This window comes from Erythrobacter mangrovi (genome assembly GCF_013260645.1).
Taxonomy (GTDB): Bacteria; Pseudomonadota; Alphaproteobacteria; order Sphingomonadales; family Sphingomonadaceae; genus Qipengyuania; species Qipengyuania mangrovi.
In genome coordinates this window covers 1,511,251-1,531,903 of record NZ_CP053921.1, presented here as the reverse complement: position 1 = coordinate 1,531,903, position 20,653 = coordinate 1,511,251, and the positions used below count along the sequence as shown (strand labels likewise).

24 protein-coding genes are annotated in these 20,653 nt (G+C 63.7%); 19 read left to right on the top strand and 5 right to left on the bottom strand.

The features are described 5' to 3' along the window. Nucleotides 1–11 precede the first annotated feature (11 nt). Genes HQR01_RS07940 through HQR01_RS07930 form a run of 3 tightly spaced genes read right to left on the bottom strand, consistent with a single transcriptional unit; the run spans nucleotide 12 to nucleotide 1,443 of the window. Nucleotides 12–425: a hypothetical protein gene (locus HQR01_RS07940; protein WP_173214090.1), complete on the bottom strand. Its 414-nt coding sequence runs from the start codon at nucleotides 423–425 to the stop codon at nucleotides 12–14. 2 nt (nucleotides 426–427) lie between these two features. After that, nucleotides 428–1,072: a class I SAM-dependent methyltransferase gene (locus HQR01_RS07935; RefSeq protein ID WP_173214088.1), complete on the bottom strand. Its 645-nt coding sequence runs from the start codon at nucleotides 1,070–1,072 to the stop codon at nucleotides 428–430. Between the two features lie 8 nt (nucleotides 1,073–1,080). After that, nucleotides 1,081–1,443 carry a DUF3703 domain-containing protein gene (locus HQR01_RS07930; protein WP_173214086.1) on the bottom strand — a complete coding sequence of 121 codons (363 nt, stop codon included), beginning with the start codon at nucleotides 1,441–1,443 and terminating at the stop codon, nucleotides 1,081–1,083. An 82-nt stretch (nucleotides 1,444–1,525) separates the two neighbouring features. On the opposite strand from HQR01_RS07930, the gene HQR01_RS07925 reads away from it, so the two are divergent. Further along, nucleotides 1,526–1,912 (top strand): MerR family transcriptional regulator, encoded by a 387-nt coding sequence (locus HQR01_RS07925; protein ID WP_173214084.1) that lies wholly within the window; start codon nucleotides 1,526–1,528, stop codon nucleotides 1,910–1,912. Between the two features lie 47 nt (nucleotides 1,913–1,959). Here the strand turns inward: HQR01_RS07925 and HQR01_RS07920 are convergent, their stop codons facing one another. Both HQR01_RS07920 and HQR01_RS07915 read right to left on the bottom strand, forming a co-directional pair. Next, the gene (locus HQR01_RS07920; RefSeq protein WP_173214082.1) at nucleotides 1,960–2,226 is read right to left on the bottom strand and encodes an AlpA family transcriptional regulator; all 267 of its coding nucleotides are present in this window, start codon (nucleotides 2,224–2,226) and stop codon (nucleotides 1,960–1,962) included. A gap of 1 nt (nucleotide 2,227) precedes the next feature. Beyond that, the gene (locus HQR01_RS07915; protein WP_173214080.1) at nucleotides 2,228–2,689 is read right to left on the bottom strand and encodes a hypothetical protein; all 462 of its coding nucleotides are present in this window, start codon (nucleotides 2,687–2,689) and stop codon (nucleotides 2,228–2,230) included. A 363-nt stretch (nucleotides 2,690–3,052) separates the two neighbouring features. Here HQR01_RS07915 and HQR01_RS07910 point away from each other — a divergent pair, with 363 nt between their 5' ends. The 18 genes from HQR01_RS07910 to HQR01_RS07825 are packed head-to-tail and all read left to right on the top strand — an operon-like array spanning nucleotide 3,053 to nucleotide 20,651. Beyond that, complete coding sequence (locus tag HQR01_RS07910; protein ID WP_173214078.1) at nucleotides 3,053–3,379, top strand: hypothetical protein; 327 nt, start codon at nucleotides 3,053–3,055, stop codon at nucleotides 3,377–3,379. A 26-nt stretch (nucleotides 3,380–3,405) separates the two neighbouring features. Continuing rightward, a complete protein-coding gene (gene traL, locus HQR01_RS07905) occupies nucleotides 3,406–3,693 on the top strand; it encodes a type IV conjugative transfer system protein TraL (protein ID WP_173214075.1) in 288 nt (95 codons plus the stop codon). Nucleotides 3,694–3,704: 11 nt separating this feature from the next. Beyond that, nucleotides 3,705–4,274 carry a type IV conjugative transfer system protein TraE gene (locus tag HQR01_RS07900; protein ID WP_152434338.1) on the top strand — a complete coding sequence of 190 codons (570 nt, stop codon included), beginning with the start codon at nucleotides 3,705–3,707 and terminating at the stop codon, nucleotides 4,272–4,274. Further along, on the top strand, nucleotides 4,271–5,026 hold the full coding sequence (locus HQR01_RS07895; protein ID WP_173214073.1) for a type-F conjugative transfer system secretin TraK: 756 nt from the start codon (nucleotides 4,271–4,273) through the stop codon (nucleotides 5,024–5,026). The genes HQR01_RS07900 and HQR01_RS07895 overlap by 4 nt, the downstream gene beginning before the upstream one ends. Next, nucleotides 5,026–6,309, top strand: coding sequence for a TraB/VirB10 family protein (locus HQR01_RS07890; RefSeq protein ID WP_173214071.1), 1,284 nt, complete (start codon nucleotides 5,026–5,028; stop codon nucleotides 6,307–6,309). Before HQR01_RS07895 ends, HQR01_RS07890 begins: the two co-directional genes overlap by 1 nt. Next, nucleotides 6,306–7,184: a DsbC family protein gene (locus HQR01_RS07885; RefSeq protein ID WP_137678732.1), complete on the top strand. Its 879-nt coding sequence runs from the start codon at nucleotides 6,306–6,308 to the stop codon at nucleotides 7,182–7,184. The genes HQR01_RS07890 and HQR01_RS07885 overlap by 4 nt, the downstream gene beginning before the upstream one ends. Before the next feature lie 44 nt (nucleotides 7,185–7,228). Beyond that, nucleotides 7,229–7,765 (top strand): hypothetical protein, encoded by a 537-nt coding sequence (locus HQR01_RS07880; RefSeq protein ID WP_173216235.1) that lies wholly within the window; start codon nucleotides 7,229–7,231, stop codon nucleotides 7,763–7,765. Next, nucleotides 7,762–10,311 carry a type IV secretion system protein TraC gene (gene traC, locus HQR01_RS07875; protein WP_173214069.1) on the top strand — a complete coding sequence of 850 codons (2,550 nt, stop codon included), beginning with the start codon at nucleotides 7,762–7,764 and terminating at the stop codon, nucleotides 10,309–10,311. The genes HQR01_RS07880 and traC overlap by 4 nt, the downstream gene beginning before the upstream one ends. Beyond that, nucleotides 10,311–10,715, top strand: coding sequence for a hypothetical protein (locus HQR01_RS07870; RefSeq protein ID WP_173214067.1), 405 nt, complete (start codon nucleotides 10,311–10,313; stop codon nucleotides 10,713–10,715). Before traC ends, HQR01_RS07870 begins: the two co-directional genes overlap by 1 nt. Then, nucleotides 10,708–11,088, top strand: coding sequence for a TrbI F-type domain-containing protein (locus HQR01_RS07865; RefSeq protein ID WP_173214066.1), 381 nt, complete (start codon nucleotides 10,708–10,710; stop codon nucleotides 11,086–11,088). The genes HQR01_RS07870 and HQR01_RS07865 overlap by 8 nt, the downstream gene beginning before the upstream one ends. Continuing rightward, the gene (locus HQR01_RS07860) at nucleotides 11,085–11,591 is read left to right on the top strand and encodes a S26 family signal peptidase (protein ID WP_173214065.1); all 507 of its coding nucleotides are present in this window, start codon (nucleotides 11,085–11,087) and stop codon (nucleotides 11,589–11,591) included. The genes HQR01_RS07865 and HQR01_RS07860 overlap by 4 nt, the downstream gene beginning before the upstream one ends. Next, entirely contained in the window at nucleotides 11,591–12,223 is a 633-nt protein-coding gene (traW, locus tag HQR01_RS07855; protein WP_173214064.1) for a type-F conjugative transfer system protein TraW, read from the top strand. Before HQR01_RS07860 ends, traW begins: the two co-directional genes overlap by 1 nt. Continuing rightward, nucleotides 12,220–13,233 (top strand): conjugal transfer pilus assembly protein TraU, encoded by a 1,014-nt coding sequence (traU, locus tag HQR01_RS07850; RefSeq protein ID WP_173214063.1) that lies wholly within the window; start codon nucleotides 12,220–12,222, stop codon nucleotides 13,231–13,233. The genes traW and traU overlap by 4 nt, the downstream gene beginning before the upstream one ends. Beyond that, on the top strand, nucleotides 13,230–13,985 hold the full coding sequence (trbC, locus tag HQR01_RS07845; protein ID WP_173214062.1) for a type-F conjugative transfer system pilin assembly protein TrbC: 756 nt from the start codon (nucleotides 13,230–13,232) through the stop codon (nucleotides 13,983–13,985). The genes traU and trbC overlap by 4 nt, the downstream gene beginning before the upstream one ends. Further along, nucleotides 13,982–15,703: a conjugal transfer protein TraN gene (locus tag HQR01_RS07840; RefSeq protein WP_173214061.1), complete on the top strand. Its 1,722-nt coding sequence runs from the start codon at nucleotides 13,982–13,984 to the stop codon at nucleotides 15,701–15,703. Before trbC ends, HQR01_RS07840 begins: the two co-directional genes overlap by 4 nt. Further along, nucleotides 15,700–16,512, top strand: coding sequence for a conjugal transfer protein TraF (locus HQR01_RS07835; RefSeq protein ID WP_173214059.1), 813 nt, complete (start codon nucleotides 15,700–15,702; stop codon nucleotides 16,510–16,512). Before HQR01_RS07840 ends, HQR01_RS07835 begins: the two co-directional genes overlap by 4 nt. Continuing rightward, a complete protein-coding gene (locus HQR01_RS07830) occupies nucleotides 16,502–17,938 on the top strand; it encodes a conjugal transfer protein TraH (protein ID WP_173214057.1) in 1,437 nt (478 codons plus the stop codon). Before HQR01_RS07835 ends, HQR01_RS07830 begins: the two co-directional genes overlap by 11 nt. 10 nt (nucleotides 17,939–17,948) lie before the next feature. Beyond that, nucleotides 17,949–20,651 carry a conjugal transfer protein TraG N-terminal domain-containing protein gene (locus HQR01_RS07825; RefSeq protein ID WP_173214055.1) on the top strand — a complete coding sequence of 901 codons (2,703 nt, stop codon included), beginning with the start codon at nucleotides 17,949–17,951 and terminating at the stop codon, nucleotides 20,649–20,651. Nucleotides 20,652–20,653 lie beyond the last annotated feature (2 nt).

Sequence of the window (20,653 nt, the reverse complement as noted above, 5' to 3'; positions counted from 1 at the left end):
ATGATTTGCTGTCAGGCTTTGGGAGGTTGGATCAGAACCGGCGGCGCGCGCGAGGTGAGCATCGAAGTCGCCAGCGGACCCTTCAGGCTATTCGTGCGCGCAAAGGGCGACCCCAGGAACACTCCACTATCGGCGAGGCTGAAGCTGCAATTGTGATGATGCGTTGCCGAATGGTCCTGACCATCATGGTCCGGCTCGGGATCATTGCTATCGAAGTGGTCCGCCCCATGCGCATAAACGTGATCGGCCGCATGAACGAAGCTTTCGCCTTCTGAAGCATGCGCGTCAGGTAACGATAGGACACTACCGAAAAGAATGGCGATGATCGCAAGGAAGGGGAACACAAGACGCGGCATGTTACTCAACCCTTTAGGAGCCTTGCAAAGCTTGCGCAACCACGGCTGTCTGAGCGCTTGTCTTTTCATGATCACGATTTGGCACCGACGAATTCATACGCACAACCGGCCAGAAACTCGCGGAAATGAACTTCGCGCAAAACTTTGCGTGCTGGAAGCCAAGGGCGGAACTCTTCATATTCCCGCGCCACACCAAATGGTTTGGTCAGCACTATGCCGATTTCAATCAGCCATCGCGGCCAGCGCTCGGGGTGCTTCAGGCCAAGCAGGGCCATCCGGCCACCCGTCGGGAGAGCAGCTGAGGCGCGCTCGATGATCGCGGCGTAGTCAGGTGGCATTTCCAGTCCAAAGGTGCTGATGACTGCGCTGGTCTCGCTCGGAAAGCGGAAGGCGGCTACGTCTGACTGCACAAATTCGACATTGCTAGCTCGCAGGCGCTTCGCTCGTCGACGGGCTTGGTCGAGCATGCCTTGCGAAAGGTCGACCAGCGTCACCTTGCCGCTTGGTCCTACTCTCTCAAGCAGAAACGCGAGGTTTGCGCCGGTGCCAGCACATAGATCGATCACATGGTCACCGGCGTTGAGTTCAAGCCGGTTAACCAGATCGCGTCGCCAGCGACCAAGACCGGCCCACCGAAACCCCGACACCAATCGGTCATAGATTCCCGCGGTCTTGTCGTAGAGACGTTCAACCTGTTCGTTGGATAGAATTGCCATGGCGCGTGCTAGCGAACCTCGTCCGAAGAGATGGTGAAAACCTCCGCGAGGTCGTCCGGGTATGGCATTGGCGCGAATGCGCTCACGTTTGCGCGTCCGGTATTGCCCCAGGGGAGCCGTCCGGTGAGATTGCCAAGGGGAGCGAGCGCAAGACGTATGACCTGCCCCAGAACTTCGCGGCCATCGCGGGTTTCAACTGCATAGCCCAGCATCGTCATATGTGAACGAAGGTGCGGCCCGAAGAAGCCCTGGCCCAGAATATGTTCCCGCTCGAGCGCGGTCCAAGCCAAAGCCCGGTCACCAGACTGCCTGGCGGCACGGAAAACGCACCGCTCAGCTTCGATAAGTTCAATAATGTCCTTCTTTGCCACAGGATTTTACCGTTCTGCTTGCATCTTCGAATCGTCTTATGCACCTTGTAGTGGCTACAAGGTCAAGCATTGCGAGAAACCCATGAAGATTGGTGCCCTGGCGCGGAAGACCGGCACGACCGCCGAAACGATCCGCTACTACGAACGGACCGGATTGCTGGAGGAACCACCACGCACCGCCGGAAACTACCGGGACTATGGTTCGACCGAATTGGCCAGATTGCGGTTTATCCGCCGCGCACGCGACCTTGGCTTCACCATGGCGGAGGTGCGCCAATTGCTTTCTTTGTCGGATGATCCATCGCAATCGTGCGAAGCCGTGGACTCTATTGCCAGCCTCCACCTACGCGAAGTGGATCGGAAGCTTGGTGACTTGCGAAAACTGCGAACCGAACTGCGCCATATGGTCGACGACTGCCAGCACGGAGCGGTTGGCGAATGCCGGATAATCGAAGTGCTTTCCGGCTAGCGGGACAGCGCGCGTTTATTCGAGCGGTGACGGGACGCAAACCATGATCATCTCGAAATTCGGGGCGTGTTCTGACATATCTCGTCGGTGCGTTCGACAACAGAACCAATCCAGTCATCGATCTCGGCTTCGACCCAAACCGTGCAACGGGGACCGAGCGAACGCGACTTTGGAAAACGGCCTTCGCGCATCCGCTGATAGATTGCCGTTCGGCGCAGGCCCACGCGCGCCATGACCTCGGGAAGACGAATGAGCCGGTCTGGCGTTGGCTCGACAGGAACGGCTTCCGCGTCCGTTTCGATACCAGTCGTCATTTCAGAGAGCGAAGCTTTGTTCATCCTGCCGCTCCAGTTGCGCGAGGTGATCCGACAGGAGACCGGCGGTGCGGTGCGCGGTCCCCTTTGCCCAGCGCGGTCTCACATCGAGCAGCCTCTGGCCCAGCGCTTGATCCAAAGCAGACGGCAACTCGCTTATGAAGGTTTCAAGAAATTCCAGCACGCCGCTATTCTGCCAATCCTTGCTACGCTGCGAGTACCCCGCGAGTGCCAGCATCAGGGAGGTGCGCGGCGCGTGTCCGCTCGCGTCAAGGATGGCCAGCGCCTCTGGCAGTGTGGCTGACCTTGTCCCGGCGAGGATGCGTCGGAGCGCGTCCTTGTTGATATTCGTCTGTGCGGCAATCGTCCGCCGGGACTTGCCACTTTCGTCCACGGCATGGTCGAGGAAAGCGGCGACTCCTCGCGATAGTTCTTCCCATTTGTCGTTTGTGTTTCGCGCCATTGTTCCTGCTTCCGGTGATCTTCAGCGAATCACCAACAGGCTAGGCGACGCGTCAAACTGTAGGAAAGGAAAAAGAACAAATAAGGAACACGTAGGAAACTGGCTCATCGTCACACGATTTGATTCGCGCAGATCCCGGTCCCTCGATCTCAGACTTCGGTATGGGTGGCGCAATGATCGGTATTCTTGGCCGCAATGTCTGCACCGGTCGCGCAAAGCCTGGTCAGATTGCCCAGAATCGACGATTTCTCTTGGTCGGAATGCCGCGTGCGTCAGTTTCCGTTTTCCTACACCCTGCCTTCCAATCGAGGAAAGAACATACAGCGAACGCATCGCTGCCAATGTTCGAAACGGAGTTCCTCGATGAACAATGCAATCACCCTTCCCCGCCCATCCGTTAAAGGCATTCGTGCCCGCGACTATATTCTTCCGGCCGCGATTGCGCTCGCCTGCGCCGGTGCCGCCTATGCCGGTGCCGACACGACCTTTGATCCGGCGCTGCAGAAGTTCACTGACTTCCTCGAAGGTTCGGGCGGCAAGATCATCACCGTCCTCAGCCTTGCCGGCGGTTTGATCGCGCTCGCCTCGGGCCGCTTCGCCCTTGGGCAGGTCGCGGTCCCGGTCGGTGTCGGAATTGGCGTCGGCACAGGCGTGCCGATCGTCACCTCGGTCGTGACCGCAACCATTTGATCGCGGTCTAACGACGGGAGGGCGGCATGGCCGACAGATACCTCGTTCCACGGCGGCTCGACGACCCGGAGCTCATCGGCTTCTGGACCATCGACGAGTTTGCGGGACTGCTCGTCCCCTTCGCGTGGGGCATCCTTTCGCAGCACATCCTCATCGGCACAGCCCTGTCCGGGCTCACCTGGTTCGCCCTTCGAAAGGCGAAGGCGTCAGGTGCCGGGTCGAAACTGGTCCATGCTGCCTACTGGTATCTGCCGGGGAGCTTCCTCGGTCTTAAAGCCACGCCGCCCTCCCACTGCCGCCTGCTTGCAGGCTGAGGGAGGAACCCATGAGACACGAATTCGCCTATGAGGAAGCGCAGCGTCACCTCAAACAGCGCAACCGCTTCGCCGCGCTGTCAGCCGTGCTGGGCCTTACCAGCCTGCTGGCGGTCGGCGCGGCGGCGACGCGCGAGGAAAGCGTCATTTTGGTGCCTGTCACGACCGAGCGCCTGACGCTCGGGAGCGGCGGTACCGATGCGCACTACCTCGAACTCGTAACCCGCGACACCGCGCTCATGCTGCTCAATCGCGCACCCGAGAGCCTCGACTACTGGATGGAACAGGTCCTCAAGGTGGCAGATCCGTCAGCGCACGGGAGCCTCAAGGCCGAGCTCGTCAAGATCGTCGACGAGCAGCGCGGTTCGGACATCAGCCAGGCCTTCGTAATCTCGCGGATGGAGGTCGACGCGCAGGCGCTCACCGCTGTCGTCACCGGCACGCTCAAGACCTTCGTCGGTGCGCAGGTGATCGCAAGCCAAGAGCGCAGCTTCGAATTCAGCTGGAACCGCCGCGGCCTCAGTCTCGGCCTTACCGGCTTCCGCCAGCTCCCAACCGAAAACGAGGAGGAGAACCCATGACACTCCTATCCCGCCCCTTCCCCGCCGCGCTGACCGGCGTTGCGCTGGCAATCGCCACGGCCGCCTACGCTTCACCGGCACATGCCGACCAGTTCGTCGAGGCCGCTGATGGCGCCGCGATCGACTGCGTGCTCGCACGCGGCGCGCTGACCCGTATCGCCCTCATCGAGGACGGTTTCGGCAATGTCTCGAAGATGGCGAGCGGCTATCCCTACAACGATTTCGAGGTGACCCACGAGCCGGTGCGCGGCGACATCTATGTCTCGGTGCCGCTGCAATATGCGAGCGCAAGGGTCAGCTTCTTCGCGACGAGCAGCGCGGGCTATGTCTACAAGTTCACCTGCCGCGTCGAAGGCGAGGAAGCGAGCCAGCTCTTCGTCACCAATCCCGCGCTCGCCAAATCCCAGGCGAGCGAGTGGGAAGGCCAAGCCCCGACCCGCGACGAGGCCGCGATCCGGCTGATCGAGGCGATGGCGAGCGACGGGGTTCTGCCGGGCTTCCGGGCCCGCACCGAACTCTCTCGACCACGCCGAACCGACAGTCTCGAAGTGCAGCAGGTCGCCGAATACGAAGGTGCCGAGCTGATCGGTCAGGCCTTTACTCTACGCAATCTCGGCCCGATGCCCGTCGACCTTGCCGGTGAACGCGAGGCGCCCGCCGGGGCGCTGGCCTTTGCCTATGGCCGAGACAGCCTCCAGCCCGGCGAGAGCACGCAGGCCTTCCTCGTCTTTACAAAGGGAGGGCTCGAATAATGGCCGATCCCGACACACGCGATACGCCCGCGGCAGCGCCCAAGGACGAGACGCGCGGCGAAGCCCGGCGCAATCTCAACCGCACGGTGGCGCAGAAGCAGAAGCTGCTGCTCGCCGGGATCGGCGGGGTGGCACTCATCGCCGGTTCGATGTTCATCTTCGGTGGTGAGGATGAAGCGAGCGCCGACGGCGCGGGCGCGACCACGATCGAGACCGGCGCGCTGGTCAATCGCAATCTCTCGCAGCGCGAATTCGTCGCCACTTACGGCAACCGCCTCGATGCGCAGGGCAAGGCGATCAAGGACCTGCAGGAGAGCCAGCTTCCCAAGGCTTCTATCGAGCAGGAGCTCGAAGCGCTGCGCGGCGAAAACGCGCGGATGCTGAGCGACGGCCAGGCGGCGATCGATGCGATCTCGGCGGAGAACGCCGCCTTGCGCTCAGAACTCGAAACCGTCCGCGCCAATCCCCCGATCGCGCCGGCGGCCGCAGTCGATCCGCAGGCTCCGGGCTTTGCTCCCGGACCGCTCGAGCCGCCGAGCGAACCCAAGGCAAGCCTGCTGAGCTTCTCATCCGAAAAGCCGGGCGCAGCCAAAGTCAAGGCAACCGAGAACGCGCCGCCGCTGCTGCTCGAGGCAAGCCGCGATTACCTGCCGCCCAACAGCTATGCACCTGCTACCGTGATCGTCGGGGTCGACGCCTCGACGGGCGTGACCAGCCAGAGCGATCCGCTGCCCGTTGTGCTGCGCATCACCGGCCCGGCGCGCTCGGTGCTGCAGGGCAACAAGCTCCTCACCACCGATCTCACCGGCTGCCTCGTGAACGGCGCGGCGCGCGGCGATCTCTCGGCCGAGAAGGTTTACGTGAAGCTCGTGCGCATGACCTGCGCGCAACCAGGTGGACGCTTCGCGGTCAGCGAGGTCAAGGGGTTCATCGCCTTCGCCGGCAAGTCGGGCGTGCGCGGCAATGTCGTCAGCCGCGAAGGCAGCCTCGTCAGCCAGGCGCTGCTCGCCGGAATCGTCGGCGGCTTCGGCCGCGGCTTCTCGGCCAATGCCAACGGCATCTTTGCGCAGCCTGTCGGCAGCGACGGCAAGCGCGACGCGCTCTCGCCGACCGACATCCTCGCAGGCGGCCTGGGCCAGGGCGCGGGCGAAGCCGCCGACACCGTCAGCAAATACCTCATCGAACGCGCAGAACAGTACCAACCCGTCGTCGAGATGCCGACCGGCATCGCAGTCGAGATCGTCTTTCTTGACGGCGTCCATGTCAGGAGCACACCCCAATGAACTACTCGAACCAGCGGCCCGGCCTCAAGGCGCGCGCCGCGCACATATCGCTCGCCGCCGCCAGCGCAGCAGCCCTCCTTACAAGCGGCGTCGCGATCGTAACCGCCATGCCCGCGCAGGCCGCGATCACGCGAGATGTGGTTGAAGCGCTCAAGCTTCGTCTGCCCAGAACGCCGATCGACGCGCTCGATTGCACGACATTCGCGCCATGGTGCGAGGTCGTCTCGGGAGAGACGCTGTTCTACATCGACGAAGCGGCACGCTACCTCTTCGTCGGGCGGCTCTACGACATGGAGGAGCGGCGCGACGTGACTGCCGCGCGCCTGCTCGAACTCAACCCCGACCTGCTCGCCGCCGGCGCAGCCCGCCACGCCGGCGAGGACACTGGAGGGCGCCATGACGTTGCCGAAACCCGCGACAGGCAGGTCGCGACGCATGTCGATCTCAAAGCCCTTCCCAAGGAAGGCGCGATCCTGTGGGGCAATCCCAAGGGGCTGAAGCTGGTTGTCTTCTCGGATTTCCAGTGCGGCTACTGTAAGCGGCTCACCGGCGAACTCGAAAAGGCAGGCGTTCTTGTCGAGGAACGGCCGATCTCGATCTTCGGCGCGTCGAGCCGCCGCTTGTCCGAGGCGGTGCTGTGCGCCGCCGACCCGGTCGAGGCGCTCCATGCCGCATACACCGGCAAGCACCTCGAACCGCGCGCAACCTGCAAAAAGTCAGCTGCGCTCGATGCCAACGAAGCCTTTGCACAGGCCAACGGCTTTGCCGGAACCCCGGTAATCGTCCGGGCGCGCGACGGTGCGGTGCTGCACGGCTACCGTGATGCAAAGACACTGCGCGCCTTTGCCAATGCCAAGACCGGATCGAAGCAATGAGCGGCGGTGCGACCCGTGTCGGAGCGACGGCAATTCTCGCGTTGATGATCGCCGGCTGTGCGACGCTTGGCGGCAACGTCAAGGGCGACTTTTCCTGCCGGGCACCGGAGGGAAGCTGCGCGCCGACCTCGATGATCGACGATACCGCGACCCGCGTTTCACAGGCAGAACGGTCCGGTCATGCCTCTGCGGGAGCGCACAGGGCCGGTGATCGCGGATTGCGGATCGTTGTTGCGGGCTACCGCGACGGGGCGGGCCGCATCCACGAGGCCCGGGTTGTTCATGTCGTGCTGCCCGATCGCGCTGCCGAGCGCTGGCGCGCGCCGCGTTCGACCGGCGACGTGCTTCGCGCACTGGCGCGTCCGGCTGAAGCAGAAGTCGCCCCGCCCGCCGCCGCAGAAGCAATTCCTTTTCAGCTTTCCAATCCGTCCCCCCAGCAGCCTCCCGATGTCCTGGTCATCCCCTCGCAGGATCTGACGGAGCTGCCCGGCGCCAAAGCGCCGGACCCCGGGGCACCTGGTCGTCCCCCCTCCCCCGGCCAGGTGCCCCACCCCGTTCTGCCCGAAGGAGAGCCCAAGTGAACCTCTCGCTATCCTCTGCGCGCGACGCGCTTCTCGCTGGCCTGTTCGGCGATGCGAAAAGGGGCGACCATGCGCAGCCGCGTTTCGCGCTCGACATGCTGTCGGACTGGCTTCCGTACCGCGTCTATGACGAGGGCCCGGGGCTCTACCGCAACGCGCACTCGAAGGGCTTCATTCTCGAAGTCACCCCGCTCATCGGCGCCGACGAGCGGACAGGTGAGATCCTCGGCCAGTTCTTCTCCGAGAGCCTGCCGCAAGGCGCCTGCCTGCAGGTGCTGAACTTCGCGTCCCCGCGCATCGGCGCCATCGTCGGCCCTTGGTTCGCGCCGCGCTACGAGCAGGGCGGGATCTACGAAGCGATTGCGAAAGCCCGCACCAACCGGCTCTACGATCTCGTCTGGAACTCGGGCTCGGCACACGCGCCGTTTCATGCACGCCAAGTGCGTCTGGTGCTCTCGCTCGGCGTTCCGGTGCCCGGAAGCGTCACCGATGCAGAACTCACCGAATGCCGCGACGGGATGGCAGGCATGCTGAACTCGCTCGGCCTTGCATCGAACAGGCTCGAGCCCGCAGGCCTGCTCGCACTGGTCGACGAACTCACCTCGCCGACGACAGCGCGCGAACCCGATCTCACCCACTGGAACCGCGAGGACACGCTCGACGCGCAGGCCATCCGCCGCGATATCGAACTCGAGGTCGAGGACGACCGGCTGATCTTGCGCACCGAGCGCTTCCGCGAAACCGGACGCGGCCGCGACGGCGTGCCGCAAATGGGTGAGTGCTATCCCGATCGCTTCGATGTGCGCCACTACGGCGTGCGCTCTACCCCTGAGCGCTGGGCACCGTGGGAATGCGCGCGGCTCATCGGCGACATGTTCACCGACAAGCTGCGCTTTCCCTGCCCGGCTGCGACCATGCTGTGCCTGCATTATCCCGACCAGGAAGCCGCCTCGGCGCGCGCAGGCTACAAGTTCATGCGCACCACCAGCCTGTCGGAAACGAAGAGCGCACGTTTCCTGCCTAAACTGTCCGAGCAGTCGGCAGAATGGAGACATGTCCAGGCCGAGCTCCAGGCGGGCAAGAAGCTGGTCAAGCTGTTCTACGGTCTCACCACGATCTCGCCGCTCGGCGAAGGCGATGCGCATGAGCGCACGGTCAAGGCTATCTACAAGGCAGCCGGCTGGGACCTCGCCGACGAGCGCTTTCTCCAGCTCCAGGGTCTCGTCGCGGCCTTCCCGCTGAGCCTCGCCGACGGGCTTGTCCACGACCTTGCTCGGCTCAAGCGCTTCCGGACCATGCTCTCGACCACCGCGGCCCATATCGCCCCGCTGCAGGGCGAGTATCTCGGCGGCACTATCCCGCACCTGCTGCTTCTCGGCCGGCGCGGCCAGCCCTTCTTCTGGTCACCCTTCGAGAACGCGGCGGGCAACCACAACATCGCGATCTGCGGGAAGTCGGGCTCGGGCAAGTCTGTGCTCCTGCAGGAACTGTGCGCAGCGCTACGCGGCGCGGGCGCGAAGGTCGTGGTGATCGATGACGGACGCAGTTTTGAGCATTCGGTCAAGCTGCAAGGCGGCCGCTTTGTCGAGTTTACGCTCGCCTCGGGCTTCTCCTTGAATCCATTCTCAATGGTCGATGATGCCCGCGCGCATGAAGACGAGGATTACCAGCTCGACTGCTTTGCGATGATCAAAGCGATCGTCGGCCAGATGGCGCGGCCAAGCGCCGCCCCCTCGGACACCGAGCGCGGGCTGATCGATCTTGCAGTGACCCAGGTCTGGAATACGCTCGGCAGCGGCGGCGCGATCGACGACGTCGCGCATGCACTCCATCAGAGCGACAACGAGGCGGGCAAGGACCTCGCTACCGCGATCGCGCCCTTCTGCCGCGGTGGCAGCTACGCCGGCTTCTTCTCCGGGAAAGCGAGCTTCGCGCTCGAAGACGATTTCACCGTCTTCGAGATGAGCGACCTCGCGTCCCGCGAGGAGCTTCGAAGCGTTGTCCTCTCGGCAATCATGTTCATGACCGGTCAGGCGATGACGCGCTCGTCGCGCTCGACCAAGAAGCTGCTGCTGATCGACGAGGCCTGGGCGATGCTCAAGGGCGGTTCGATGGGCGAGTTCGTCGAGACCTATGCCCGCACCGCGCGCAAATATGGCGGCGCGCTTGCGACCGCGACTCAGTCCTTGAACGACTACTACAAGTCCGATGGTGCGCGCGCCGCGCTCGAAAACAGCGACTGGATGCTGGTGCTCCAACAGAAGCCCGAGACCATCGCCGATTTCCGCAAGGAGGCCCGGCTCGACATGGACGACCGGACCGAGACGCTGATCCGCAGCCTCAAGCGCTCGGGCACCGAGTACAGCGAGATCTACCTCAAAGGTCCCGAGATGGAAGCCGTTGGACGCCTGGTGCTCGACCCACTCTCCGCGACGATCTTCTCCTCCGATCCTGACACCTATGCCGCAATCCACCGCCATGTCGAAAACGGCATGCCGCTGGAGCGCGCAGTCGCGCTGGTCGCAGGTGTGGAAGGAGGCATGTGATGGTGCTCGAGACCACCACGCTCGTCGATCGCGTGCCGCTTCCGTCAGTCAGACAAGCCCGCGACAAGCACCGTGTGATCGACTGGCTGGCGCTGTTCCAGGGCACCTGCCTGGTGCTGATCGAAACGGCAAGCTTCGCGGCGAGCACGCTGCTGCTGGTCCTCGGCCTGCCGCTGTTCGTGTTCCTGGCTGTAGCAGGCTGGGATCTCACGGCGCTGTTCGCGCAGCTCGGCAATCTTGCCGACCATTACCGCACCGCTGAACCGGTCGCGCGCCGCTTCTTTGCCCAGGACCTCCAGATCGCATTCCTCATCGCATCTGGCGGCCTCGCCCTGCTGCGATTGCCGGCTTTCTTGCACCGCCTCGATCGCCGCCTCTCCGAAGGATCTCCTCGCCATGGATAGACTGAACCTCCCGCTGCGCCAGCTGGGCCCGAAACTCCTCGCTTTAGCGGTGCTCGTTGCCGCGCTCCTGTGGGGTGCGTGGATTACGCAGCAAGTCACTGCCGCGCCCAAGCAGCGGATCGTCACGGTCCGGCTTGCCGAGACCATCGGGACATTCGTCGAGGAGGCCGCGCGCGCCGATGCCGATCCGGCGGTCGTCCAGGCGGCTAGCCTTGCCTACCTCAAGGCCGCCGAAAGCGCCGTTGCCGACATGGGCCATGACGGCCGCGTGGTGCTGGTTGCCGAGGCCGTGCTCGCGGGCGCTGCCGAAGACGCAACCCCCGAACTCGAGCAGCGCATTGCGGACCAGCTCGCCGGGGAGAAGCAGCCATGAGCCTGACCCGCTCGATCCTCCGTACGCTGCTGCTCTCGGGGCTGGTCCTGCTACCGCTCGCCTGGGCGCCGCTCGATGCCTTCAGCAAGGACCACGCGTTCCTCATCAATGCGAGCCCGAGCCTGCCCAACTGGGCGTTCTGGCTCGACAAGCACGCGCCGATCAAACGCGGCAGCCTGATCTTCTTCGAGCCGCCGCAAAGCGAGCTGGTCGAAAGGCATTTCGGAAAAGGACCGCAGATGTTCGGCAAGCGCGTGCTTGGCATGCCGGGCGATGTCGTGCGCCACGAGGGCGATGCGGTCTTCATCAACGGGAAGCAGGTCGCGAGCCTGCTCGAGGTCACCCGCCTTGGCGTGCCGCTCGCGCGCGGTCCCGAAGGCGCAATACCGGAAGGTTGCTACTACACCGGCACCAGCCATCCCCGCGGGCTCGACAGCCGCTACGGTGCCATCGGCTTCGTGTGCCGCGGACAAATCCTTGGCAGCGGGAGGGCGATCCTGTGATGCGCTCCCTCTTTCCGCTTGGCGCGCTTCTCCTCGCTGCGCTCCCTGCCAGCCTGCAGGCACGAGACTACGGCCAGCGCGGCGCGGTCTTCCCCGTGATCGAGCGCGATCTCTTGGAACAGATCCATACGCGCCTCGCCCAGATGGAAAAGTCGGGCGAGACCGCGCGGCTCAACGAGGAACTCAAGCGTCGCACGATCGCCCGCGTCAACCGGCCTGATCCGGTTGCCGGCGTGATCCGCGCAAGCGCAAGCCGCAGCTGGGCGTTCGACCCGACGATCACGCTTGCTGCCGATATCCGCGGGGCCAAAGGCGAGCTCATCCATGCTGCCGGAACGAGGGTCAACCCGCTCGACAGCGTCAAGCTGCGCGGCGACCTCCTGTTTCTCGACGGCGACGATCCGGCGCAGGTCGCCTGGTCGCTGAGGCAAGAGGTCAATGCCAAGCTGATCCTCGTCAAGGGTGCGCCGCTCGAGCTGATGAAGGCCCGCCAGCGAAGGTTCTATTTCGACCAGGGCGGCAAGCTGACGCAAAAATTCGGCATCAAGGCCGTTCCCGCGCGGGTGCGCCAGAACGGGCGCGTCCTCGAAGTCAGCGAGATTGCGCTGTCGCGCCGGAAGGCACAGCCATGACCGGAATCCGCGCCTTCCTCGTACTCTTCACGGCGATGCTGTCGCTGGTCTTCGCATCACCAGCTTCGGCCGATGCCGGTCCGGGCAAGTGCACCGGGCAATTCGTCAACCCCATCACCGACATCTGCTGGTCGTGCCTGTTCCCGATATCGGTCGGCGGGCTCGAAATCTGGCCGAGCAATCGCCCCGATCCCGACAATCCCGATCTGCCCGTTTGCCTGTGCGGGCTTCGCCCTGGCATCGCGATGGGGTTCTGGGAGCCGGTGCGGCTCGCCGATGTCAGCATGAAGCCGTGGTGCTTCGTCAATTTGGGCGGCATGAAGCTCGATCCCGGCTTTGATATCGGCTTTCGCTCGATCTCGGGTCCTTCGGCGGTGGGCGGCGCGAGCCAGTATTATTCGAGCTGGCACGTCCACTGGTATGCCTATCCACTGATCTACTGGATGGAGATCGTCGCCGATTTTCTGTGCCTTGAGCCGGGCTCGATCGACATCCTCTACATCTCCGAGATCGATCCGCTGTGGCAGGACAGCGAGCTCACCGCGATCATCAACCCTGAAGCGGTGCTCTTCGCCAACCCGCTGGCGCTCGCCGCCTGCGCTGCGGATTGCGCTGCATCGACCGCGAACCTGCCGCTCGACGAGATGTTCTGGTGCGCAGGCTGCCAGGGCTCGATGTACCCGATGAATGGCAATGTCTCGGCCTCGATCGGACATGTGCAGGCCTCGCGGCTCGTGCTCTCGCGCTTCGCTTACAAGCTCCACCGCGAGCTGGTCTCGTGGGGGACGATGGGTTCGAAGGGTCTGTGCGGCAAGTACCTCATGCCGGTGATGCGCAAGCAGCAATACCGCTTCCAGGCCACCAATCCCAATCCGGCGACGAAGGGCCGCTACGCCTGCCCGCCCGTCGGTGCCTCCACCACCTTCCAGTCCCCCGGACAGGTCATCCCCGCCATCGGCGAAGACATGGGATACCTCGTCTGGCGCAAGAGGAATTGCTGCGCGCTATGAGAAACGCCTTCCCCCTACTCGTTGGGCTGAGCCTCGTGATCGCTGCCGGATTTGCCGCAGCTTCTGCGCAGGATGCCGGGCCCGACCTTGACCTGGCTGAGATCCGCGCGCGCGCGGCCGAACATGCCGCCGACGCCGAGGCTCTCGCCACATCGGTCAGGACAAAAGCGAATGCCCTCGCAGACGACGCGCGCGCCGCTCAGCAAACGGCTTTCGACAATCGCGCAGCCTATGCCGAGACTGCGCAGGCGACCGCGAATGCCGGGCCGCTCGATATCGATGGCATGATCCGCGCCCAGGCCGATGCGGAAGTCGCAGCGATGGGCGACACGCCCCGGTTCATCGCTTTTGCCTCATTAGCAATGCCCGAGCCCTCATTGAAGGCGCTGGTTCGCGATGTCTCGAGGGCCGGCGGCGTCACCGTGCTGCGCGGATTCCCCCAAGGCGACAGCGCGCGCTTCAAGAAGCGCATCGCCGCTATCTGGAGCGATAGCGATGATGCCGACGCGCTCGGGATCGACCCGCGCCTGTTCCGCGCCTTCGATATCAAGGTTGCCCCGAGCTTCGTGATGATCGCGAGCGATTTTGCCCCGTGCGACGGGTTCGACTGCAATGACGTCCTGCCGCCGCACGACCGCCTTGCGGGCAATATCAGCGTGGCCGAAGTGCTCGACACCTTTGCTTCGGGAGGCGGTCCGGGAGCACAACTCGCTCGCCTCCACCTTCGTCGCCTCGAAGGAGAACGGCCATGAGGCTCACACAATCGCTTCGCATAGGACTGCTCGCCCTTCTTGCCATAGCCGCGCCCCTTTCCGCGCAGCAGCAGGACGCGCGGGCCGATGGCAAGGCATTCGGCGAAAGCCTGCGCGGCGAAGCGCAAGAAGCTGCCAGGTCGCAGCCCGACGCATCCACCCTCCCCAACTACGATCGCAATGCCGTGCGTGACCTCGAAACGCTCGCCGACGATCCCGACCGGATCGAAAGTAGCGCGGCAGCCGCTGCCACCGGACACCAGGGCTATCGGGCGGTGCGCGACAGCGTGGCCAATCGCGCGCGCTTCGATCCAAGTGAGATCGAGGACGTTATCGCGCGCAGCCTCGCCATCAACGAGACCCCGCTCGACTATACCAGTGGCATGGATATCTCCGGCGGTCAGGGCAATTGCGTGCCGCTGCCGCCCGGGTCCGGATCGGCAGGGACCTACACCGCGACCTGCAACACCGGCACGCGGATCGACCAGTCGGTGGGTCAGTGCGCGGTGCCGCTCGTTGCCAGCGTGACCCGGCGCCAGCAATGGCACTATCTCTGCAATGAGACCAGCACAGTCTATGGATATCCCTGGTGCTCGGCATTCGATGGAGGCTCGTGCCGGATCACCGGGTATCGGCCCGGCCCCTGCCTCCAGTGGCGGCAGGACCAGTTCTATAGATACTGCACCGAACCTGGCGACCCCATCGCCGAAATCACATGCGACACTCCAGATGCGCGCTACACGCCCTATGCGGTGACCACGGACAACTCGATCGATACCTTTTCCGACGAGAGCCAGTGCACCGGATTTGCCGATAATGGCGATTGCACGCTCGACAATGAGATCTGCACCGATGCCGATCCGCAGACCCGCGTGATCGACGGTGTCTCGGTTACGCGGCCCTGCTGGGAATGGCAGCGCAGCTACACCTGCACATCGCGCGAGGCGGCGAGCGACTGTTCCGACATCGAAAGCCATGGCACCTGCCGGTTCATCGGCGAGGATTGCTTAACCGACGAAGACCCGTGCGAGACCTGGGAGCGCATCTACGAATGCCCCCTCCCCGGAACTGACAGTTCCACCCAATATGTCTGCGACGGCGATGTCTATTGCATCGATGGCAGCTGCGAGACGATCGAGCGCACCGCCAACGATGAGTTCAAGGATGCCGCGGTCGCATTGCACGCCATGGACGAGGCGCGCGGCCAGTTCGATCCGAACACGCTGACGCTGTTCCGCGGCACGCGCAACACCTGCTCGTCCAAGGTCTTCGGCGTCTTCAACTGCTGCAAGGGCAAGGGTTTCCCGCTCATTCCGGGGATCAGCCTGCTGGTTGCGCTCGGCTGCGATCGCGAGGAAGTGCTACTCCACCAGCGCGATGCGCAGGGGCTGTGCGCCTATGTGGGGACCTATTGTTCGGACAAGTTCCTCGGCGTCTGCCTCACCAAGAAGAAGGTCTACTGCTGCTTTGAGTCCAAGCTCTCGCGGATCCTGCAGGAACAGGGACGTCGCCAGCTCCCCAAGCCATGGGACAAGCCCAAAGAAGAGCAATGTGAGGGGTTCACTCTCGACGAGTTTGCCCGGCTCGACCTCAGCCGGATGGATTTCAGCGAAGTCTATGCCGAGTTCACCGACGCGGCCCGACTTCCCGACGAACTCGAGACCAGCATCCTCATCCAGCAGAGGATCGAAGATTATTACGCAAGGGGCGGCCAATGACCCATCTGCATCACCTAACGGCGCTCGCGCTCGGCATAGCTGCCCTGCCCACCACTTCGGCCCAGGCGCAGGAGCGGCAGGACACAAGATCGACCACCGCTGCCGACGCGCTCTACTGCCAAGAGCGTAGGCTCGGCTACTGGTTCTACTGCGTGAAGCCCGCTCCCATTGAAGAGCCACAACAGCCTGAAGCCGAGCAGATCGCGGCCAGCCAAGAACTCGACGCGATCACCTCCGAGCTTCGCGAACTCAAGGCGCGCGCGATCCTCTATCCGACCGAGGCCAATGTAGCGGCCTATATCCGCTTCCAGCGCGCGCAGCTCGACCGCGCCTCGCTGTTCTCCGATGTCTGGCAGCGGGCGATCTGGCAGGACCCGGACCTCGACTACACGCTTGAACGCCCCGTCGGAGCGGTCGCCAAGAAGCAGTGGCAGGATGCCCGCAGCGCGGAGCGCGATCACGTCATGGCAACGCTCTCGCAGCGCTACGGCCTTTTCTATTTCTTCAGTTCGACCTGCGGACCGTGCGAAGTGATGAGCCCGATCGTGAAGGGCGTCGCCGACCGCTGGCGGATCACCGTGCGCGCGATCTCCACCGATGGCGGTCCATCCCGGCATTTTCCCGACTATCGGGTCGAGACGAACCAGCGCGGCAAGCTTGGTCTCGAAGGCAAAGCCACCCCCGCTCTGGTGCTGTGGGACAGCGTGACCAAACGCCCGATTCCGATCGGCTACGGCGTGCTCTCGGCCGACGAGCTGCAGTACCGCATCTACCTTCTCACCTCCAAGGAAGCCGGACATGATTACTAGCATCCGCAATGCGGCATTGACCCTTGCCGCCGCCAGCATGGTTGCCTCACCGGTCGCCGCGAATGTTGGCGACAGCATGGACCGCTTCATGGACGACATGGGGGCGGCGGCGAATGTCACCGGCCCGACCGCCTTCGAAGGCCAGTCGGCAGGCTATTACAGCCTCGGCAATGTCTGGACGCGCTTCCCTCAGAAGACGACCAACATCGCCAATCTCCAGCTGCCGCGCGCAAGGGCGGGCTGCGGCGGCATCGATATCTTTGCCGGCTCCTTTTCGTTCATCAACGCGAGCGAGATGGTCGCGCTCCTGAAGGCCGTTGCCAACAACGCGGTCGGCTTCGCGTTCAGCCTGGCGATCGATACCGTGTGCCCAGAGTGCAACAAGATCATGCAGGAGTTTAGCCAGAAGGCTCAGCTCATGAACAATCTCTCGATCAACTCCTGCGAGATGGCGCAGGGACTGGTCGGCGGACTGTGGCCCAAGGGCGATCTCGCCGACAAGGCGATCTGCGAAGCGATCGGGAACTCCGAAGGGATCTTTACCGATTATGCGGCCGCCAAGCACGGCTGCGGCACGCGCGGCCAGCGCGCGTCGACCAACGAGGGCGCCGGTACCGACTATGCCGACGTCAATCCCGGCGTGCCGCGCAACTACACCTGGCACGTCCTGAAAAAGAGCGCCTTCTTCAATCCGGGTGGTACCTTTGACCGCGAACTAGCCGAATACGCCATGACGCTGATTGGCACGGTCATCTACGTGCCGCCCAAGGATGATGAACCCGGCAAGTTCGTGCCGTTCGCGGGCGACGCGTCCTCGACGCTCGTAAGCGCGCTCCTAGACGGGACGCAGGGCCAGACCGTGCGCGTTTTCCGCTGCGACGAGACCGATCTCTGCCTCAATCCCACCTTCGAGCAGATGAGCCTATCGAATGCAAAGGCCATCCGCCCGCGGGTCGCGCTCCTCATCGGGAACATGGTCGATGCGATCCGGGCCGACACCGCGATCGGCAATGCCGAAAAGGAACTGCTGCAGGTCGCCGCTGTCCCCTTGTACAAGATCCTTACCGTCCAGGCCGCCTATGGACGCGGCATGCCGACCGACGACCGCGAAACGCTCGCCGAGATCGCCAGCATCGATCTGCTCTATGCCATCCTCGACCGGATCGTCTCGGAAGCCGGTCGCTCGATGGCGAGCTTCATCGCCGCCGATGAAGCCAAGCTTGCGATCTGGCGCGGCCAGGTCGCCGAAGTGCGCTCTGGCCTGGTCCAGAGGCAGGCTACTGGACAGGCCAAGGTCTCGGCGATCATGCAGATCATCGAGAAGACCGCGATGATCGAGAACGCGCTCGCCGCTTCGATGTCGCCCTCGATGTCCGCAGCGCTCGACTGGTCACGCGGCCTCCAGTCGCGCTCGATTATTCCCTGAGTCGAGCGCCATGGTCGAAATCTTCACAACCGGCGGCGGTGAGTACATCGTCAATGTCTTGAACGCCGTCGCCGCGTGGACCGGGGCCGGTGGCTACAAGAGCCTGATCCAGGTGGCGCTGGTCTTGGGCATGGCGCTTGCGGTCATTGTCGTCGCGTTCAACCAGGACTGGCGCGCCTGGCTCAACTGGTTCCTCGGCGCGACTCTCATCTACATGTGCCTGATGGTTCCGCGCATGGATGTGCAGGTCACCGACCGCGTCAATCCGAGCCTTGCACCGGCCACGGTCGCCAATGTCCCGCTGGGCCTAGCGCTCATGGCAAGCTTTACCAGCCAAGCGGGCGACTACCTAACCCGTTCCGCCGAGCTCGTCTTCGGCCTTCCCGACGATCTCAACTATTCGAAGAACGGCATGATTTACGGCGCGCGCCTGCTCGAAGCGACGCGGTCCCTGCGCATTGCCGACCCCGAATTTGCCGCCAATTTCGACGAACATGTCCGTCAATGCGTATTCTACGACCTGCTGCTCGGTCGCTACTCGATGAAGGAATTGTCGGAGAGCAACGATATCTGGGCGACCATTGCGCCCGGCAGTGCCGCGCGTGCGCAGCGCTTCCTCACCCGGCAGGCGGACGATAGCGTCACGGCCACGATCATCACCTGCCGCGAAGCATACACTGCGCTCTCCAACCAGTGGGCCGGGCTTATCGATGAGATGACACAGGTCGCCGGGCGCCAGCTCTACCCCCGGCAGACCGAAGCGCTCGCGAAGGCCAAGCTCATCGCCGACCTGCCGATTGCCTATCAATACCTCACCGGCGTCTCGAAGGATGCAAGCAGCATCTTCCGCCAAGTTCTGACCATCAACGCCATGAACCAGGCGATGCATGGATTTGCCGGAGCTAGCGGCGCATCGAGCGTCGATGTGTTCGCGCTGACCCGCGCCGATATCCAGACCGAACGGACCTATTCTTCGATCGCGCATAACGCGATGAAGTGGGTCCCGATCCTCAATGTCGTCCTGACGGTCGTATTCTACGCGCTTTTTCCGGTGCTCTTCCCACTGTTCCTGATGCCCAAGACCGGACCGATCGCGCTCAAAGGATACGTCACGGGCTTCTTCTATCTGGCAGCTTGGGGGCCGCTGTTCGTCATCCTGCACATGATCCTGATGCTCAAGGGCGCGAGCGATGTGGCGGCAGCGGGCGGCGCAAGCGGGCTCAGCCTCGCGACCTTCTCCGGCATGACCGACGTCAACAACGATATCGGGATCCTGGCCGGCTACCTCGTCGCATCGATACCGTTCCTTGCAGGCGGCGTCGCCAGGGGCGCGCTCGCAATATCGGGCCAGGCAACGAGCTACCTCAATCCGAGCCAGAACGCGGCAGAAGAGGCGGCGCGCGAAGCGAGCACCGGCAATGTTTCGCTCGGGAATACCAGCCTTGAGAACTCGAACGTGTTTTCGCGGCAGTTTGCGCAAGCCAGCCTCGCTCCCAACATTGGCTACGGCGCCGCGCAGACGCGAGCCACAAGCGAAAACGGCACCCAGACCACCGGCTTCCCTCAAGCCGAATTCGCCACCGTGCCGACCTCGAGCTATCCGTTCACCCCGACACTCGGGCAGGACTTCTCGAGCCGGCTTGCGACCATGGCGAGCCAGAGCCGCGGCCAGAGCGAGACCTTCTCGAACCTTGCCCAGCAGTCGACGAGTTCGGCTGTCACCCGCTTCAGCGAGCTACGCGATGCGTACACCCGCTCGCGCTCGAACGAGAGCGTCAGTGGCACGTCAACGAGCGACAGCATCGGCAGCGCCTTCAGCGAGGTCGACAACGCCTCGAAGACACTTCAGCAGCAATTCGGGCTGTCGCGCCGCGCGGCCGATGACATCACCGTATCTTGGTTCTTGAACGGGGATGGCGCTCTAGGACTGAAGGGAGAAAAAGGCGCTGGCTCGGCGAGCATAGGTGTTAAGGGAGGACGCAACCAGAGTTGGACCGACAGTGATATCGGGATCGCCTCCGAGGATCGCTCGCGCATCATGGGCGCGCTGAGCCAGATCTCGGACAGTCGCAGCTGGTCGAGCACGCGCGAAGGCTTCCTGCGCGAAACGAGTTCGAGTTCGGAGGCGCTGGTGTCAAGCAGCTCGGCCGGGATTACCACGTCGATCACCGAAGCGCAGAGCTATACCCGCGAAGCGCGCCGAGCCGAGGAGATCGCCAGCCGCCTCGAGAACCAGGCGAGTTGGTACGAGAGTGCCAATGCCGCAGGCACTCTCAACCTCAGCCAGGCCTATCGCGAATGGGGCATGGCGGAGATCGAGGCTAACCGGGATTACTACGGTCCGGTGCGCTTTGACGACATCGACTTCCAGATGAGCGTGCGGGGCCAGCAGCTTCAGGCGCGGTTCGTCGAAGGCTATGCGGACCAGCTCAATGCCGAGATCTCGGGCGACCTGGTCTTGCCGGCCTCTGCGTCCATCGCTCGGCCCTCGGCGAGCAGCGCCGAGAGCGTCCGGGGATCAGTGCGGCTTGACGGTGTGCCGGGAAGCCTGAGCGCCCCGTCCAGCGAACGTGAAGACATCGCCCGTGATGTCGATCGGGTGCAGCAACAGGGAGATCGACGGATCGGGACCGTGAAAGGCTACCTCGATGGCAAGACCCGCGATGCGAAGGGAGCCTCGGCCGAAGCGGCAGACGATGTTAAGGAATGGTAGGC